Genomic DNA, 17,611 nt, shown 5'->3' on the forward strand with positions numbered 1-17,611 from the left:
ATGTAACAAAGCATTACATATGTGTATTACAAATAAATATTTGGCTCTAAAAAGGAGTCTGTATTGTTAAATATGTAGTTAATTTAAACTGAGGGTGTTATGAAAACAGAGCCAATGGCGTGTCGATTAGGCTGCGGTGCATGTTGCATTGCGCCAAGTATTAGCTCGCCAATACCGGGTATGCCAAATGGCAAAAAGGCCGGAGAACGTTGTATTCAGCTAGATGAGCGCAATTTATGTAAGTTATTTGGTGATGAGTCTCGACCAAAAGTATGCAGTGATTTTAGTGCCACAGTTGATGTGTGTGGGTCAACTAATGCAGAGGCTCTAGCGCTTATCACCGAGCTTGAACAATTAACTTAGTTGGTGTGTTCAATACACACATAGTTACATTTAACTACTACCGAGTAACTTTTTTAAGTTATTAAAAGCTGCGCTTTTCACGCGAGCAAGCTCTGCGTCTACTACAAATGTGCAGTTATACGGCTATTTTATAGACGTAAAGCATGCTTACGTTATTGGCAAAGACGTAAAAGTGATTTATTCACAAAGAGGGTAAGAGGCGCTGCGCTTTTATAGAAAGTGACAAACATAAAAGTTGATCATGAGTTTAGGTTTACTCATTTTCTCCTCATTCAGTTCTCTTTGTGCAGTATTTTTTCTTTCCATAATAAAAAGCGAATACCTTCAACTTGATGGACGAGGCCATTAAAGTGAACGATTCACAAAATGTGTAAGAGGCGCTGCGCTTTTAGAGCAAAGACTAATTGAATAAGTCTTAACTAACCTGTCAGATTTAATTTTTTTATTATGATCAAATCTGACAGTCGCATACGTGCCACTTGTGGACACTCATAACTTTAGTCACTTGTTATAAGCCATCTTTAGCACCATGCGTAAACAGTAAAAATTTGGGGGCATAACCTGTAAATACAATATGCCCAGATATATATGACATGCCAAACGTCACAACACCTAAAAGCCAAATAATATGATCATATGGTTCTGCGAACGCAAAAGTTACAGTAGCTAAAATAGCAAACAATGAAAGTACAAAGATGAAACCCGATAGAACCCTAAACGAAGTTCTAACTTTTGCTAATTGTTCCCTTGGTAAACTCATATCTTCCCTCGTCTTATAACGCTTACAATAACGGGAAAACCGAGTGCTTTGGCACAAGGTGCCTGCGAGGATTTTTTCCAATGAGCGAAGCGAATTCTGTTAATTGTTTTGTTAGTTTCCATTTTCACCAAACTTATTCAACAACTTTTCAGTTAGCATTTGCGCCTGTTCAATATCTTGAAATTCCATATTTTGATGAATACGCTGCTTGATAAAATCTAATTTCAAGTAAATATCGTTATCCTCTACTATTTTTAACCCAAAGTCTGCATATGCTATGACTTTTAAATAGTTTGGGTTTCCAGTGTCAGGATCGTAATTTTGATACTCTTTTACCAGCCTTAATATTGACTGCTCTCCACCAGTCAAAGCAACACTTTCGGAAAGGCGGTATTTCAATTTATTAAATTTAACTCTTTGCTTTATTGTGTCTTCTCTGCTTAATTCATCTAAGCCTTTACTTTGAAAATATTCTCTATCCGAAACAGCCCATAACTCTGCTACGGCATTATCGGAACCTAATTCAATTGCTTTAAAAAGTAATTCAACAAAATCATCAGATATAAAATTAAATTGTGAACAGCGCTCAAAACGAGACAAAACCTCTTCGATATACTCGTAGGGCTCACCCACCTCATTTACTTTGCTCATCCATTTATCAAGTTCATCTTGAGTTTTGGGTATTGCGCTGCAACGACGTATTTCTTTTGCTTCAAGTAAGTATTCTTCTGCTGATGCAAGTTCACTAACACCTATATCAGTTTCAATCGTTGATTTTTCTTTGCGCTTTAAGTCTTTAGAAACAGCGTTTTCACTATCATTTTTATCGCTAAACTTTTCAATTTCACTATGTTCTTTTGTAATAAAATAGAAAACAACTAAGGCCAAAATTGATATAGCAAGAGCAAATTTTTTCACGAAACCTCGACAGGAAACTAACGCCTTACTAAGAGGCAAATAATAGTTGGTTAAAATAAGCGACGAAGGAGCAAAAACCAACTATTATTTGTGATCTTCACCCGATAAAGTGGACACCGTCCACGTTTTAATCACCTGCCGATTCAAACTCGGCAGGTGATTTATATCCTAAACTCGAATGCAATCGCTGTCTATTGTAAAAATAATTTAGGTAAACCTTTAATTTTGATAATAGTTTACCGCTGCTCTCAAATTTATTTCCTCGAATTAAGTCTGCTTTAAGCGAATGAAAGAACGACTCGACTTCTGCGTTGTCAGTACAACACCCAGGCCTATTCATACTGGCTTTGATGTTTTTGCTAGCCAAATACTTTTGTACAACGTGAGCACGGTATTCTGCGCCTCGGTCAGTGTGAAATAATACACTTTCTGTTGGCTGTCGTTTTTTTATCGCAAGCCTTAGCGCCTTTAACGTAAGCTCCGTTGTTTTATTTTTACCAAACGCCCAGCCGATTACTCTACGTGAATATAAGTCGATAACCACTGCAAGGTAATGCCAACGAGCCCCGACTTTTAAATACGTAATATCGCCAGACCACTGTTGGTTGATTGCCGTGGCCTTTTCACTATCTTTGCGTTTATTTTCTATCTCTTTATAAAAGAACTTAACCTTCGCCGGTTTGCTGTAAGTCTTAAGCGCCCTAGCTCTTAAACCGTTTTCTCGCATTAAGCGGGCAACACGTTTTTGGCTTGTGTTTACACCTTCTTTTTTTAGCGCATGAAATACGCGTGGGCTACCATAGGTTTGATGATTGACATTGAAGACGTGTTTTATCTTAAGCAACAAATTAGCATCTGACAGCGCTCTAGCTGACACTGTACGCTCACGCCAAGCATAGAACCCACTACGCGACACATTAAGCCAAGAGCACAAGTATTTGACGCCTAAGGCTTGTCCGAACTTTTGGATGAATCCAAATCGTTCTGATGTACTTCCGCCAGATACCGTTGCCACTTTTTTAGCAGGTCATTCTCCTGCTTGAGACGCTCATTTTCTTTCTTAAGCTTTTGAATGTTATCGAGCTCTTTTTTTGTTGGGAGTTTACTCATTGTTTTGTTGTTGCTTTGATAGCGCGGCGTGTTTTTAAACTTACCTTCTCGATACTCTTTTCGCCAACGACTAAGCATTAACGGATGAATATCCAGCGCCTCGGCAACGTCCTTTGACATGACATCGTCTCGTAAGCTTAGTTCGACTGCTTTGATTTTGAAATTAACGGGGTAAAACCATGTCTTTCTAGGTTGGGTATATCTAGGCATGTTAGCCTCCTCAAAGTGATGAGGAGGTGTCCACTAAATCGGGTGAGGAGCATTGTCCTTTTAAGTAACTTGTTATAACTCGATTTCACCGGATACTATTTTTGATACACATTGTTCAGAGTCCATAGTTTGTGAGCTATACCAACATTTTTGAATTGAAGGTTTAAGGACTTCAATTGATTTAGCCGTGAGTCCCTTTTGAGACATTTCGCACTTTTCTTGCGTATAATATTTGAATGAAAGCATATCGTAAGACATTTCATTTACAACATCTGTATTGAAGATCTCTTTACTTAGAGCCTTAATTTGATCTTGCGACAATCCTAATTCAGTTAGACTTTCATGATTTACAACGGCTAAAAAACGCCAATCCATTAAGGCTTCTTCTTTGGCAGATGAGTTTTCAGAAGATTGTCTTGATGCCCACTTCATAGCAACAGCGCCAGAAACAACGCTACTTAGTTTTTCACAGTGTGTCTCAGAGGTTTGAGCTACTTCTTTTTCCGTAGTGCTAGCACAACCAGTTGCCATCAATATTGGCATCAATAATAGAAATTTACGCATCACTTTCCTTAGAGTTATAACGCTTTGCTAAGGGGCCATTAATAGTTGGCTAAACTTGCGCGAAGCGCCAAGCCAACTGTTAATTGTCCCAGTGAGTTTACGAACGAACTTGAGCAACTTGTTATAAGCCATTTACTCAAATTTTTCCGAATCGTATTTAAAAGTTACATCAAAGCATCGTTCTGCATGCTTTGATGGATTAAATTTCCATTTCTTTAATGCACGAAGTGATTGCCTATCAAAAATTCTTCTTGGCTGAGAACGACTAATTTGGTGTTCTACAACCTTGCCTTCGCTATTCACTATTACCATAAAGTCAACGTAACCGACACCTATGAACCTTTCGGAATGTATCGGCCACTGAGGGTTTTCAGCTTCAATTAACGCAAATTTTTCACCTATGCACGAATCTACCTCATACATTTCGGTATTAACAAATGACACTAAAGTTGAGGCTAAAACTAATTCGATCATCATGGCTTATAACGCCCTGTTAATGGGCAAAATATAGTTGGCTAAAATTAAGCGACGAAGGAGCAAAAGCCAACTGTATTTTGTCCTTGTTTAACAGATTGTTATGAGTTAATTCGTACGCTCATCAAGAATTTTCTTAATTGTAGCTTTGGTTTTCTCTGAGTCTACTTCGTACTCTTCAAATTTAGCCAAACAAGAGTTCATTTTTTCATGGTCTATTTTATTGTTTTCATTTGAAGCATTTAGACAACCATTAATCTGTTCACTCGAATAAAACTTATTCGTTTTACTACATGACATTACATGCATTTCAGACCAACCTTGATTAAGCATACATGTGTTAACTTCATCTTTGACTTTACTAAAATTAAAAGAACAAGCTTTATAGTCAGCAGTTGGATTGGTTTTGGTAGGGTGTACCCTAGACTGACAACCGCCCATTTCGATATTCCAACCTTTAGATTTCGTATCTGTAGACTTGCACCCTGCAAGAACATTAAAGGCAAAAATTATTGCTAGCAAAGAGTAAAAATTAATAGTTCCGTTCAAACTTGAAATCTCCATTGAAATCTGAATAACTCATAACATGTTTATAGCGAGCGAATCGCGCGTTCTTCTACCACAGCGTCGCTCCTTTGTCTGAATTACTCATTTGTAACAAACTTCTTAACTATTTGCCAGCACTAGCAAAATATAGTATTTCTGGTTTGTACTTAAGGACAAAAACGAGCGATTAGGTCGTTTTCCTGACTATGAAAGCAATATACTTTGACGAAATTAAAAAGTAACTGTTAACGACCGCTTATCGCTGTCTGTCAGGTGAAGTCTAAATCTATTCCATTAAACTTTAAGATAAGATATGAGCTAGTGCAGATTAATTAAAAGCATTGGCTGATTACTTTTATCTCATTTACTCCTCATTCGCTTCTCTTTGTGCGTTTTTTAGCTTTGCGTTATATAAAACGCGCTACTTTTATTGGTTGAAGCTCATAAAGTGAATAATTCACAAAAAGGGTAAGAGGCGCTGCGCTTTTAGAGGAAAGATTAATTTAATGCATTGGCTTATTTACGTTTATCTCATTTGCTCCTCACTCATTTCTCTTTGTGCAATATTTTGCCTAAAAGACGTTTTTATATAAACAAACACAGCGTTTACAAACCAAAATATACATTGAGTTTGTAAACGCCGGCTTTATTTATTACCAGCTATACGTTGCACTTAACGTATATTGCTCACCGCGCCCAGGTGTGCCGGGTATTTCTTCAAACGATTCATCCCACACATTGTCTGCAGCTAACGTAATAAATAAATTATTAATAACGGTTGGCGTAATTTTTAGCGACAATTGCGTAAATAATGCGGTGTCTTTGCCGCTGCGCAGTGCGTTTTCGTGCTGTTTACGCCACTCGTTATCAATCCTCATTTCTATTAGGTCGTTTGGTGTCCAAATTGCACCTAAGGTAACACGGTGATCAGGAAAATTTAACGCGTAAAAACTGGCGTCGATATCTGCATCACCATAGTTTTCTGACTTATTTAAGTAGGTGTAGCTTGCAATGAGCTCGGTTGTATCAAAATACTTAGTCGCAAAAAATTCAACGCCGGTGGCGTCTATGTCTACCGGATTAGCAAAGCGGGCAGAGCTAGAGTCAAAACTAAAAGTCCAATCGGTTAGGTTGTTATCCTCTCGGTAGAAAACCGCTGAATTAAGTTGCCAGGTTTGTTCTTGCATTAAATAGCCAAGCTCTAGGTTTTTAGTTGTTTCGCGCTCAAGGTTGTAATTACTTCTAAATAACCCGCCTTGATCACTGCCACCAATAGCGGTGTAACCTGCAACTTGGCTCGCTTGCGCATACGATAAGTAAACGGTTTGCTCAGAGCCATCACTGTTTTGAGTGTTTAGTGAAATATCGCCAATGAGTGATAACTCAGAGTCATCTCGGTTTGTGTCGTCAAAAGCCGCACCTAGGCGAAGTGTTAATAGCTGGTTTTGTTTAAGGTCGATTTTATATTCAGGTAATACGCTCAGTTTGTAATAAGTGCGTGAGGTAAAATTATTCTCAAGTGTGGTCGACTCTATTTCATCTTCAATATATTGCGCTGAATAATTTACTGCAAACGCGGTGTTTTGTGCATGGCTTCCTGATACCGCAATCGATTTTACTTTAGTTTCATGAAATGCTTCAAAGGCGCTTGGATTCTCACGAGAAAATACATAATGGTCGTTGTGTTTTCTGTAATAGGCAGATACTTCAAAATGGCTATTATCTGCGTAATTTTGCTGGTGGTTAAGCATGAGTAAGCGGGTTTCTAGTTCTTCTGTTTCGTTTACGCCAAATGGTGTGTACATATTTGGCCAACCAAAAAACTTTTCTTGTGAGCCATACAGCACATCGGTTTGCGAATCCGAACCTATTAACTGTATGCGCGCAGAGGCGCGATTAAAATCGTGATCGCCGTTTTCTATTGAGCCGTCACTTTGTGAATGAGAATATTCGCCCTCAAAGCCAAGCTGCCAATTTTTAGCATCGTCGACATCGGTGCTTATTCCTGCGTAAAAACTTTGTAAGTTAAAGTCGTTAGTACCGGTACCAACAGAGACATTGCCACCAGTTGTGATGGGTTTAAAACCAAACGAAATCGATCCCACAGAGCTGTTCATACCGTTTAAGGCATTGTCGGCTCCGGTTAAAATGTAAGGTCCAGTTAGCATTTGCGGTGCAATTGGGAGCTCAGCAACGTAATGACCTGTTTGTGGGTCGAGTAGGGTAGCACTGCCGACTCTAAACCCTGTGTTTTCGAAAATACCACCACGAATTGTTACATCAGCCTGGGCTTCTGCCATATTTCGTGATTGTAAATCAATACGAGGGTCGTATTCTAAATTAGAGACGGGGGAGTCAAAGGTGCCAACAGGTAATTTATTTGCCGTGGCCGATGCCTCAACAGTAATTTGTTCTATTGCTGTTTCGGTGTTGCTTGTAGCTTGCGCATAAGAAAAAGGCGTAACGCTGCACAGCAGTGCAGAAAATATAAAATGCTCAGTGCGATTCATGGTGTATCTCATAATGTGTTTGGGCACTAATAAAAACTATATAAAGCGGGTTGGCTAGCTTAACTTAGTCAGTGCAATTTTGTACGCTATTGTACAGTAATTATAAAAATCTGCATTTGATAATCATTTGTATAATTAACGCGTTACAATACATATGTATTTTAATTAACTTTATTGAGTTAGATAAACGATGACAGTTCAGCAACACAATACACTTTATTTTGCCGGCGGCTGCTTATGGGGCGTGCAAGAATTTATGAAGTATTTACCCGGCGTTATAACAACGCAAGCAGGGCGTGCAAACGGCGCAAGTAATACCACGCAAGGAGAATACGATGGTTATGCCGAGTGTGTGAAAGTAACGTTTGACTCAAGTGTTGTTTCACTCAATCAACTGTTTGACTATTTTTTTGAAATTATCGACCCCTATAGTATTAATAAGCAAGGGGCAGATGAAGGCCCAAAATACCGTACAGGCATTTACAGCAAAAACCAAAACCATTTAAATATTGCACGCAATTATATAAATAAGCGCAGCGATGCCGATAAAATTGCGGTAAAGGTAGAGCAGTTAACTAATTATGTTCCAAGCGATCCAGAGCATCAAGACCGTTTAACTAACCACCCAGATGATTACTGCCATATACCACTAGATTTATTGTATAAGTATAAATTGTCATAGAATTATACTTGGATTATAGGTCACTCAGGCCTTTCAAAGCGATACAATTTAAATGAGCCAGTTTGAAGTGTTGTACCTTTGTGGTTTGAATACATATAGCCTTTGAGTTCTCGGTTGTCTTTATGAATAATTAGTTTATTTGCGAAGAGTGGATTGCTGGTCGTGATTTCCAGTACGTTGTCTTTTTCTTTAATATCTTGTGGCATAAATGTGGTACTGACTATGCCATCACTCATAAAATAATTGAAATATGACTGTTTATTGGGATGAAATTCAATACTTGCGAGTTTCTGATTGCCGTCTAAATTTAATAATCCTATCCAAAAACCATATAAGCCTGACTTTTCTATTGTTGCTAACTTATCTATTTTAGAGCGGTATTTATCTATAAATGTATGAACGGTAGATTGCCGTTCTTGTTTTTCCAACCGGTAAGTTTTTGACATGACAAAATCATCTTCTGCATTAGAATAAATTTCTAATACCTCAAATGAATTATCTAAAAAACGGCTTAAAATTAATGTAAATTGCAGATGTTCTTTATTAGGGCTAATAAGTGTAATAGTACAATTAAGGCGACTGCATTTAATATCGTTATTATTAAACGCAATTGATTTATTTCTATGAAATGCACTGGCGATATTTGCAATGATTAAACGGTGTTCTCCGTTTTCTTTTATTTCCAGTACATTGTATTCAAAATTATTTTTGTAAATGCCTTGCCACAAACCCGGAGTTAATTTTAAATTTTCCGCATGTGCGGGGAGCGCAGCAAAAAAAGCGAGTAGAGTGACTGTAAAGTACTTTAAAAATGCCAAGGTATGAGTCCTTTGTTAACAAAAAAGCTCACATACTGTGAGCTCTTTAAAACTAACTTTAAACTTATTGCTGCTTTTGCGGCGGGAAGTTGCTTAAAATATTTGCGACTGTTTTTTTAATTGAAGCTTCGCGTTGCTCAGGTGTTTGTTTTTTCTTTAAACGGCCTTCTTTAGCACCGCGCCATATTAGTTGATTAGATGCACTGTCTACAATATCGATAACCAATGTACCCACTTCGTATTCACGCGCTGTTGTGTCTCGTTGAAAACCAGTACCCCAGTAACCCCAACGGTTACTGTAACCAGTATTAAATGTATCTACTTCTAATTCTTTATCTACCGACGCATGATAGTTAACAAGTACGTCAGCTTGGGCTGCATTTACTAATGTCATACCAAGGGTGTTTGTAAGCTCATTATTTACCGCAGTACGCACACGTTTTTCCATTAAACCGTTAATTTGGTAGTTGTTGGTGTCTTTAGTTAAACTCGCGTTTTCTACCCAAGCAAATGTTTTAAAATTACTAAAGTTAGCTGATTTATCGTAATCCCAATCAGGGGTTTGAGTACAAGCGCTAAGTAGTGCTAGTGCTGCAACAATAAGTATATTTTTCATTACGTTTGCTCCAATAAAATGCATTACCTTAAAATAACACACCTTATATAAATGTGTATTATTAAAAGGTTCTAAAAATTAGTTTAGTGTGATGAACATGAATGACTAATTAATGCTAATTAGCCACTCAAAAATTTAATGCTCTACTTCTATCCAATCTTTTTCATCTACCCAGTTTTGTGCGCCATCTTTTACCGAACGAATCGGCACAATGTAGTCACAACTTATTTGCGGCTTAACTGAGGCAAATATAGGCACAAAGCCAAAGCTCAGTGCGGTTTCTATAATTGCTTTTTGGTTTTGCGGGTCAATGTCGGCCGCTTCGTCTATGTAAATAGGTATACGGTACAGGTTTTGTTCCTGATCGCTTAATAAGTAACGAATAAACAACATGCCACACAATAACTTAATAGTAATACGTGTGCCATTTGAGCCGGCTGAGTCTATTTTTTCAAAGTGTTCGGTTTCGCCAGCGCGGTTTACCACTTCAAAACGAATATCGAACAAGTCAGTTAATGTCAGGCCTGCTTTGTCTGAGGCAAGTTTTATTAGGTGATCTTTTGCTTCGTTTACCGCGCTTTCGCTGTAAGGTTCTTGGCTCAATAAATCAAGGGTGTCGCCTTGTTCAAACTGATGCGACGTGCTGATAATGGTATCAATACTATCAACCAGCATTTTGCGTGGTATTACGTTAATTTTAAACGCTTGAAGGTTAGAAATACGGTGCTGGCTTATGCCTTTATTAAAGCTATTCATTTCGCGGCGAAGGCGGTCTAAGTCTTCACGCAAACCCTTAATCGTGGCGGCTACTTCGGTTAGTGCCACGCGGCCTTGGCGCTCAACGGCATCGCGCTCGTTATCAAGGTTATGAAATGCGCTAATCAACTTTTGGTATTTAGTAAATTCGTCGGTTTCGTTGTCGAACTTAGTAATGCCTGCGTTATACACATGCAAATAGGTATTACGCACGTTTATGTCAAAGTTGCGTAGCTCTTGGCAGTCTTTATTAAAGTGATGTACTAAGTCACTTAGGTTATCAAAATCGACCGTTATATCAATCATGTACGGGGTCACTTTACCGCTGTATAAATCAAGCGTGTGATCAATTCGCTCACTTTTAACTTGGCGAAGGCGCTCAGTTTGGCGATTAATTTGCTCTTGCTTTGATTTAATTAACGAGCGTCTGTCTGCAATTGAGCCACTATTTTTTTGAATGTCTTGCAGGTAATCGTCAACTTGTTCGCGCTCTGCTAATAATTGCTCTTTTAGCATGGCTTGCGCGTCTACCGACTGCTGCATTACTTCAAATTGCTCTAAACGTTTTAGTGCTCCCTCTAGACTCATTAACTCGTCGTAAAGTGCGTCTTTTTCTTTTTGTTTATCGGCAACATTGGCTGCCACTTCGCGCTGTTGTTCAAACTCTTTTAACGAGAGTTCAAGCGCACTTAACTGGGCGGTTAATTGCTCTTTGTTTTCGCCGCTTTGCATTTGTACTGGCGAAAGCTTTTTAAGTTTAATACTTGCGCCTGGCAAAGTAAGCACACCGCCTTTAACGTTATCGCTTAATAACGATAAAAATTCCCCAAAGGCATCTTCGTCATCAATGGTTATATCGCCATTAGTGGTGGTGGCAAACGAAAGTAAGTCGGGGTTTAAAATGCGTGAGATTTCTTCCACTTCTTTAAGCGATAGGTCTTCGCGCATACGGGTGAACAAATTAAACTCCAGGTTTTTAAGCTGCAGTTTTAAGCTTTTAATTTGTTTTTGCGTTTCGCTAATGCGGTAATCAAGCGTGTGCAAGCTTTGCCCTTGTGCGCTGGTAATAGAGTGCGAAAGCGACTCGTAGTCTTGCTTAAGTTGGCCAAGGTTGGTTTTAATTGTGGCTTTATTTACCAGTTCAAACTCGCTTTTAAGGGCGCTGTAATCTAAAAACCATTGCTCAATTTGAGTTTGTTTGCGCTCTATATCGCGCGATTGCTGTACGTATAGGCTTTGTTTTTGCTCAAATTCGTGCTTTTCGTGTTCAATGTCTTCAAGTGCTATACCAAGTTCACTAAGCTGCTCTTCTTGGTAGGTGTCAAAGTCAATGAGTGCTTGGTCAATTTTAGGCGCGTACGCTGCTAATTTACCTTTAAGCACGGTTTGATTTTCAAGCATTGATTCAAGTGCGCTTATTGCCTCTTGCATTGATTCAAGGGCTTTTAATTCGCGCTTAGCCCGGTTTACTTTGTCAAACGAGCGACGCCATACTTCGTAAAAATCAACCTTTGAGTTTGACATATGGCGCTCAAACACTCGCAGCATAAAGCGCTTAACATCGCTTGCGCCCAATTTGTGTAAGTTAAGAATACGCCTAAAAATTTCTTTATAAATGGCGGAGTCTTGCACGTTATTAAGCGGGATCATTTTTAAATTAATGTCGCCGTCAAAGGGCGTTGCGCCGCCGGTAAGCAGGGCGTTTAGCTCTTGTGCTTTTAACTCAATAGGATTGTAATTAAGCGACTTTAAATGATTAAACAGCTTGGTAAATTTAATTATGGTATTACCTTGCGTGTACTGTTCTAAATCGAGCTTGCCCTGATAACAAAAGTACTGGTGCGCGTAACCGGCTATTTTACCCAGACCCGCTACACCAATAACCACCGAGCCATGGGGGAGGTTAGCTTCAAGTAAAATGTACGACTGATCCGATGAAAAATAAAACTTACGGGTTTCATCTAAATCGTGCCCGTCCCATTCGGTTAGGCGCAAATCGTTTATAAGTGGAAACTGCAGGGCGTTAATAACCGAGCTTTTACCGGTATTATTTGGCGCACAAATAGAGCTGCTTTTATCAAGCGGGATCACACACTTTGCATAACCTGCGGTATTAAGTAGGGCGAGTTTACTCAGTCCGTATAAGTTGTTCATTGCTCGTCCTCCGTCATGTAGGTTTCTTCGTTTACTTCCATTAATGCATCAATGTAGCGGTGAATAGGGGCTTGTAGCATAAAGCCGCCTTCTACTTCACGGGCAAGGCCTAAACGAACCATACGTAGGTAAACATCTTTTCGTAAATCTGAGCCCGAAAATATCTCAAGCTGATCAAACAAGTGCTTGTTTATTTGCACTAAGGTTTGCATCAGTTCTAAATCGTTTACTTCATCAAACAGGGCGCGCATTGGGTCTTTACCGGTATTGGCAAAGTGCTCAATTAAAATGTAAGTAGTGAGTGCGATAGCGCGAGATATTTTACCCATATTTGGCGTACTTTCGTCGCTGGCAAAATAGTAAAAGCCACGGCTATCGTGTTTTATGTCGTGGCCTAATGCGGTAAATAGTGCGCTGTAAGATTCAATGTGTTGGTCGAGTTCTTGCCACATTACGTTGTCTTGTTCGCAAATGTGGTAACCCGCAGTTAATTTTTTATTGATTGCTTGCAGGTGAGTGAGTTCTTCTAGGTTTATATGTGTCATGGTAATTACTTATCTGCCTCAGTATTAGGCTGAGTTGTTGAATCTGATGCCTGAGAATTAAATGGGTAAAGTGAAAAGTGTTGGCCGGCAATTTTAACTCGGGCTTTTTCATCGCTTTGACTAATTTCAATGTCGCTATCACTGACTAATTTTTGATATAAAAAGAGCATTTCGTCGGCGTCTAAGTCGGGGTAGCTTTCATCTAAAAACTGCAGCAGCGGCTGTGGTTTTTTACGTTTTTTGTTAAAGCGTTTAGCAAAGCTTGTTTTTACATCGTTGTAGTCAGGGATGTTAGGCGTTACAAATGCGGGTACGTCTTGTTGTTCGGGAAGTTGATATTCTTCATGTTCAAATTCTACCAAGCTTGCCATATACGCGACAATATGGCGTTGTTGTCCAAGCGAATAACGCTGAGAGTCGGTTACAAAATTAGGTTGTACAGCGCTTAGCATGTTATCTACGCCATTTTTACGCGCAAGGCCGAGCACTTTGGCCGCTTGGCGTGTAACTAAGTTATTTCGGCGTAGCTCTTCGCGCAGGGGCATGAGCATATCGGCACTTTTACGTAAACTCTCTCTGCCCATTAGGTTCATTTCGAGTATGCGAGTTCGTAGCTGTTCTAGCATGCGTTTGTCGGTGTATGCTTTACCAGAGCGTTCAATAAATTCGATTTGTTTACTGATTTGCTGCTCTATTATTGTAAAGCAGGCATGAAAATCGCCCCTAATATCGACCATTTCAAGCATGGGCTCTATATATTCGTCAAAGGCTTCAATTACTGCTTTGTAGCGTTTTTGTAGTGATTGCACTGCATTGTTTGATTTGGCTTGTTCAACAATATTTAAAATGGCGTTTTCGTTGTGCGCGTAGAGCTTCATTATTTTACGTACCCGATCATCCATAATACGGCTAAATCGGCGCAAATCGTCAAAGTCTTCCATGCTACCAGCGTTATCTAAACGATTACCTAAACGGGCAAGATCGTCTACTAACACGCTAATTTCTTGTGCTAGGCCCAAATGCTCTTCTTGCAGTAAAAAAGTAGCAAAGTCAGCAATTGCACGGTTAATTTCAAGCTGTGATGATTTAGCAAGTGGAATTAAAATATCTTGATTGAGCAAACGGTTTGTTTCTTTGTATATGCGCTCGTTGTTCCACGTGGGTTGTTTTTGTTTTATCGCATTTTGCACGTCTTTTAGGCTAAAGTCGGCCATTTTAAAACGTTTAAATAATAGCTCTAAAACTCCCCAATGTTCGCTAAGGGTATTTAGTCGCTTTTTAGCTGGGATCATAAGGTGTTACAACATCCTAGTAATTTATTATTGAGAATTTAGAAGCGTCTCATTATTACGTATTCTAATTAATCTAGCCTGTATATGGTATTCGTTTTTAAGACTATTTAATAATAGTTTTTGTATAGCCGCAGTGCTAACATTCGCGCCGAAAATAGGCACGTCGAGAGGGACTTTACGTGTGTTCTTTAAAACAATATCAAAGGTTATTTAATACCCATGGTTTCCACGATTATTCTAACCCTGATAGCGATCGGATTTTTATTGATTGTTATAGAAGATATCATCCATGTAAATAAAGCTAAAACCACGCTTTTTTTTGGCACGCTTTGCTGGATCCTCCTGTTTATTTTCCCTTTGCATGGGCAAAGCCCAGAGCAAGTACAAGAACTCCTTAACGAAAATATTTTAGAGATAGCATCGCTGTGGTTGTTTTTAATGGCCGCCATGACCTTTGTTGCTTATTTAAACTCAAAAGGGTTTATCGAAAATATTGTGCACAGAGTAATGCCAAGAAGTATTAGCGAACGCAAGCTGATGTTTTTGGTTGGGGTATTTGCCTTTTTGTTTTCGTCGGTTTCAGACAACGTAACGGCTACGTTAATATCGCTTGCTGTAGTTATGTCGTTAAAGCTACCGCCTAAAAAACTTATAAAATATGCCACACTTATTGTGTTTGGTGTTAACTCCGGGGGTGTGTCGTTAATTACCGGTGACGTAACAACCTTAATGATATTTTTAGATGGCAAGGTAACCATTGCTAACTTATTACTGCTTATTGCGCCTGCATTTATTAGCGTTATGCTGTTAGCAGCAATGCTAAGTATTGGCATGAAAGGGGATGTAACCTTTTCAAAGTCTGGAAAAAAACGCATAGAAAAAACCGATATCACCATTGCAGTTATTTTTGTATCTACAGTTATAAGCATACTTGCGCTGAGTGTAATTTACAGTGTACCGCCTTTATTAACTTTTTTATGTGGCCTATCAATCATGTTTTTAGTGGCGCAATTTTTAATGCGCAAAAAAGACATAAACAAAAATATTATCGACTACGTACGCGACATAGAATACGACACCTTACTGTTTTTCGTCGGGGTTTTATTATTGGTAGGTGCTTTAAAAGAGATTGGAATGCTTAGTAAGTTTACCGACCTTTACACCGTTATGGCGCCACAGTACGCTAACTACTTAATGGGTATTTTATCGGCTGGGGTTGATAACGTTCCGCTCACTGCTGCTTTACTAAAAGCTAATATAGTAATGAGCCAGCAAGATTGGTTATCGTTTACTTATGCAACCGGTGTTGGCGGATCTATGCTAATTATTGGATCGGCTGCGGGTATTATTGCTATGAGTAAAGTAACAGAGCTAACTTTTATGAGTTACTTACGTTTGTCGCTCTATTTGTTAGTAAGTTATACCGTGGGTTATGCGGGCGCTTATTACATGGGCGGGTTTGTTTAAGTTTTGCTTAACAAACCGCATTAAAACGCTTGACAGCTAGACGTCTAAACGTTAACTTTCAAACCCCACTTTATAGTGGGGTTTTGTTTTATTAGCCATTGGTTAATACAACATTCAGAAGAGGTGCGATACTTAGGTATTTAATGGTAGGTGACGAACGCCCATAACCATTAAAGAGGGAAGTACTCGCCGAGAAAACCAACGTTACGTCGATGTTGTTTTTCGGTTTATGGGGCTGAATCCTCAAAACTGTCACCAATCTAGGTGGAGAGCTTCTGGCAGTGGATTTACCTTCAAGCATTCACTTGCCAAGTTCTTCTTGTTTTATCGCGGTTTGGATACCGCAAAAGGAGACTAAATGACTACCCAATCAGTGCCGCAAACAGTATCGGACGTTAAATCAGATTACATCGTTGCCAAATTTGGCGGAACCAGTGTGGCTAACTTTGATGCGATGAGTCGTTGTAGCGAAATTATTGTTGCCGATAAAAGCGTGCGTATTGTTGCTGTAAGCGCCAGTGCCGGCGTAACTAATCATTTGGTTGCACTGTGTAAATCAAGCATCACCCCAGAGCAGCGCCAAGAACACATTGGTGGCGTGCTAGCCATTCAACAGGCAATCTTAGATGAATTATCGCTTGATGCCGATTTAGCAGTAGGTTTTAACGAAACGTTAAAAGCATTCCAAACGCTAGCGCTTGAAACACTGACAACTGATCAGCAGCACGATGAGTTACTTAGCTTTGGTGAGCGTTTATCGTCGTACTTATTTGCGCAAGTGCTGCGTTTAAAAGGCTTAAATGCCGATCGCTTTGATGTACGCCAAGTACTTAAAACAGATAGTCAGTTTGGAAAAGCAACGCCAAATGTAAGCGCAACAGCACAAGCTGCTAAAGAATATTTGATCCCACTGTTAGATGATAAAGTTATTGTAACCCAAGGTTTTGTTGGCAGTGACGAATTTGGACAAACAACAACGCTTGGCCGTGGTGGGTCTGACTACAGTGCCGCTTTACTTGCTGAGGCAATAAACGCCAAAAGTGTACATATTTGGACTGATGTTGTGGGTATTTTTAGTACCGATCCGCGATTATGTGTAAAGGCATCGCCCATTGCTCGCTTAAGCTTTGATGAAGCCGCTGAAATGGCTACCTTTGGTGCAAAGGTATTGCATCCAGCTACTATTTTACCTGCTAGCCGTAGTCATATTAATGTGTTTGTTGGTTCAAGCCGCGAGCCTGAACGTGGTGGTACGTGGATAGAGCGTGAAAAATCGCAGCAACCAGGAATTCGCGCGGTAACCCAGCGTAAAAATCAAATTTTGCTCACCCTTAAAAGCCCTGAAATGCTATTGGCTAGCGGCTTTTTAGCTCGTGTATTTACTATTTTAAGCGAGTTTAATATATCGGTTGATTTGGTAACTACGTCTGAAATTAGTGTAGCAATAACGCTTGATAATGCACCTAACGCGTCGCGCCCAGAGCTCGACCAAGCGTGTTTAGATAAGCTTGCTGAATTTTGCCATGTATCGGTTGAAAACAACTTAACACTGGTGGCACTTATTGGCTCTGAGATTCAACTTCGCCAACACGAAATGAACTTAATGCAGGTATTAAGTGACTTTAATATTCGCTTAATTTGTCATGGAGCAAGTAAGCACAACCTATGCTTTTTAGTCGAACAAAGTGAATCTGATAATGTGGTTCAGGCTATTCATAGCCGTTTGTTAGAAGCTTAACTAGCAATACCAATTCGCAATAATACTTAATCATTTTAGGGGCTAAAAGTGTCGCTATCTGCGTTAAAAAATTCTCATTTAGAACAAC

16 protein-coding genes and 1 riboswitch are annotated in these 17,611 nt (G+C 39.3%); of the genes, 4 read left to right on the forward strand and 12 right to left on the reverse strand.

Annotated features, from left to right (window positions below; genetic code table 11):
- Positions 1-99: 99 nt before the first annotated feature.
- Positions 100-363 (forward strand): YkgJ family cysteine cluster protein, encoded by a 264-nt coding sequence (locus AC27JL_RS08080; protein WP_033035838.1) that lies wholly within the window; start codon positions 100-102, stop codon positions 361-363.
- Between the two features lie 508 nt (positions 364-871).
- Here the strand turns inward: AC27JL_RS08080 and AC27JL_RS08085 are convergent.
- From AC27JL_RS08085 to AC27JL_RS08115, 7 genes are all read right to left on the reverse strand, one after another.
- On the reverse strand, positions 872-1,123 hold the full coding sequence (locus tag AC27JL_RS08085; protein WP_487195323.1) for a hypothetical protein: 252 nt from the start codon (positions 1,121-1,123) through the stop codon (positions 872-874).
- Positions 1,124-1,234: 111 nt separating this feature from the next.
- Positions 1,235-2,041 carry a hypothetical protein gene (locus AC27JL_RS08090; RefSeq protein WP_487195325.1) on the reverse strand — a complete coding sequence of 269 codons (807 nt, stop codon included), beginning with the start codon at positions 2,039-2,041 and terminating at the stop codon, positions 1,235-1,237.
- A 127-nt stretch (positions 2,042-2,168) separates the two neighbouring features.
- Positions 2,169-3,361 (reverse strand): IS3 family transposase gene (locus tag AC27JL_RS08095; protein ID WP_487195326.1). Its coding sequence is split into 2 segments (ribosomal slippage): positions 2,169-3,053 and positions 3,056-3,361, totalling 1,191 coding nucleotides; the frame shifts between segments, so codons are not numbered across the junction.
- Between the two features lie 72 nt (positions 3,362-3,433).
- Positions 3,434-3,925, reverse strand: coding sequence for a death domain-containing protein (locus AC27JL_RS08100; protein ID WP_006794710.1), 492 nt, complete (start codon positions 3,923-3,925; stop codon positions 3,434-3,436).
- A gap of 132 nt (positions 3,926-4,057) precedes the next feature.
- Positions 4,058-4,402 (reverse strand): TonB family protein, encoded by a 345-nt coding sequence (locus tag AC27JL_RS08105; protein WP_006794709.1) that lies wholly within the window; start codon positions 4,400-4,402, stop codon positions 4,058-4,060.
- A gap of 105 nt (positions 4,403-4,507) precedes the next feature.
- Positions 4,508-4,948 carry a hypothetical protein gene (locus tag AC27JL_RS08110; RefSeq protein ID WP_487195328.1) on the reverse strand — a complete coding sequence of 147 codons (441 nt, stop codon included), beginning with the start codon at positions 4,946-4,948 and terminating at the stop codon, positions 4,508-4,510.
- Between the two features lie 650 nt (positions 4,949-5,598).
- The gene (locus AC27JL_RS08115) at positions 5,599-7,455 is read right to left on the reverse strand and encodes a TonB-dependent receptor plug domain-containing protein (protein ID WP_487195329.1); all 1,857 of its coding nucleotides are present in this window, start codon (positions 7,453-7,455) and stop codon (positions 5,599-5,601) included.
- Positions 7,456-7,645: 190 nt separating this feature from the next.
- Between AC27JL_RS08115 and AC27JL_RS08120 the strand changes: the two genes are divergently transcribed.
- Positions 7,646-8,137, forward strand: a complete 492-nt coding sequence (locus AC27JL_RS08120; RefSeq protein WP_006794706.1) for a peptide-methionine (S)-S-oxide reductase — start codon at positions 7,646-7,648, stop codon at positions 8,135-8,137.
- A gap of 20 nt (positions 8,138-8,157) precedes the next feature.
- Here the strand turns inward: AC27JL_RS08120 and AC27JL_RS08125 are convergent, their stop codons facing one another.
- From AC27JL_RS08125 to AC27JL_RS08145, 5 genes are all read right to left on the reverse strand, one after another.
- Positions 8,158-8,955 carry a hypothetical protein gene (locus AC27JL_RS08125; protein WP_006794705.1) on the reverse strand — a complete coding sequence of 266 codons (798 nt, stop codon included), beginning with the start codon at positions 8,953-8,955 and terminating at the stop codon, positions 8,158-8,160.
- Positions 8,956-9,019: 64 nt separating this feature from the next.
- Positions 9,020-9,571, reverse strand: coding sequence for a DUF4136 domain-containing protein (locus tag AC27JL_RS08130; RefSeq protein ID WP_203983750.1), 552 nt, complete (start codon positions 9,569-9,571; stop codon positions 9,020-9,022).
- A gap of 135 nt (positions 9,572-9,706) precedes the next feature.
- Positions 9,707-12,481 carry an AAA family ATPase gene (locus AC27JL_RS08135; protein ID WP_487195332.1) on the reverse strand — a complete coding sequence of 925 codons (2,775 nt, stop codon included), beginning with the start codon at positions 12,479-12,481 and terminating at the stop codon, positions 9,707-9,709.
- Complete coding sequence (locus tag AC27JL_RS08140) at positions 12,478-13,026, reverse strand: condensin complex protein MksE (protein ID WP_487195334.1); 549 nt, start codon at positions 13,024-13,026, stop codon at positions 12,478-12,480. Before AC27JL_RS08140 ends, AC27JL_RS08135 begins: the two co-directional genes overlap by 4 nt.
- A gap of 5 nt (positions 13,027-13,031) precedes the next feature.
- The gene (locus AC27JL_RS08145; protein ID WP_487195336.1) at positions 13,032-14,318 is read right to left on the reverse strand and encodes a hypothetical protein; all 1,287 of its coding nucleotides are present in this window, start codon (positions 14,316-14,318) and stop codon (positions 13,032-13,034) included.
- Between the two features lie 219 nt (positions 14,319-14,537).
- Here AC27JL_RS08145 and nhaD point away from each other — a divergent pair, with 219 nt between their 5' ends.
- On the forward strand, positions 14,538-15,785 hold the full coding sequence (gene nhaD / locus AC27JL_RS08150; RefSeq protein ID WP_487195337.1) for a sodium:proton antiporter NhaD: 1,248 nt from the start codon (positions 14,538-14,540) through the stop codon (positions 15,783-15,785).
- A 110-nt stretch (positions 15,786-15,895) separates the two neighbouring features.
- A riboswitch (Lysine riboswitch) is annotated at positions 15,896-16,068 on the forward strand.
- 75 nt (positions 16,069-16,143) lie between these two features.
- Positions 16,144-17,523 carry a lysine-sensitive aspartokinase 3 gene (lysC, locus tag AC27JL_RS08155; protein WP_487195339.1) on the forward strand — a complete coding sequence of 460 codons (1,380 nt, stop codon included), beginning with the start codon at positions 16,144-16,146 and terminating at the stop codon, positions 17,521-17,523.
- Positions 17,524-17,611: the final 88 nt, after the last annotated feature.

It is taken from the genome of Pseudoalteromonas sp. 4NS20-0020, from assembly GCF_057554385.1.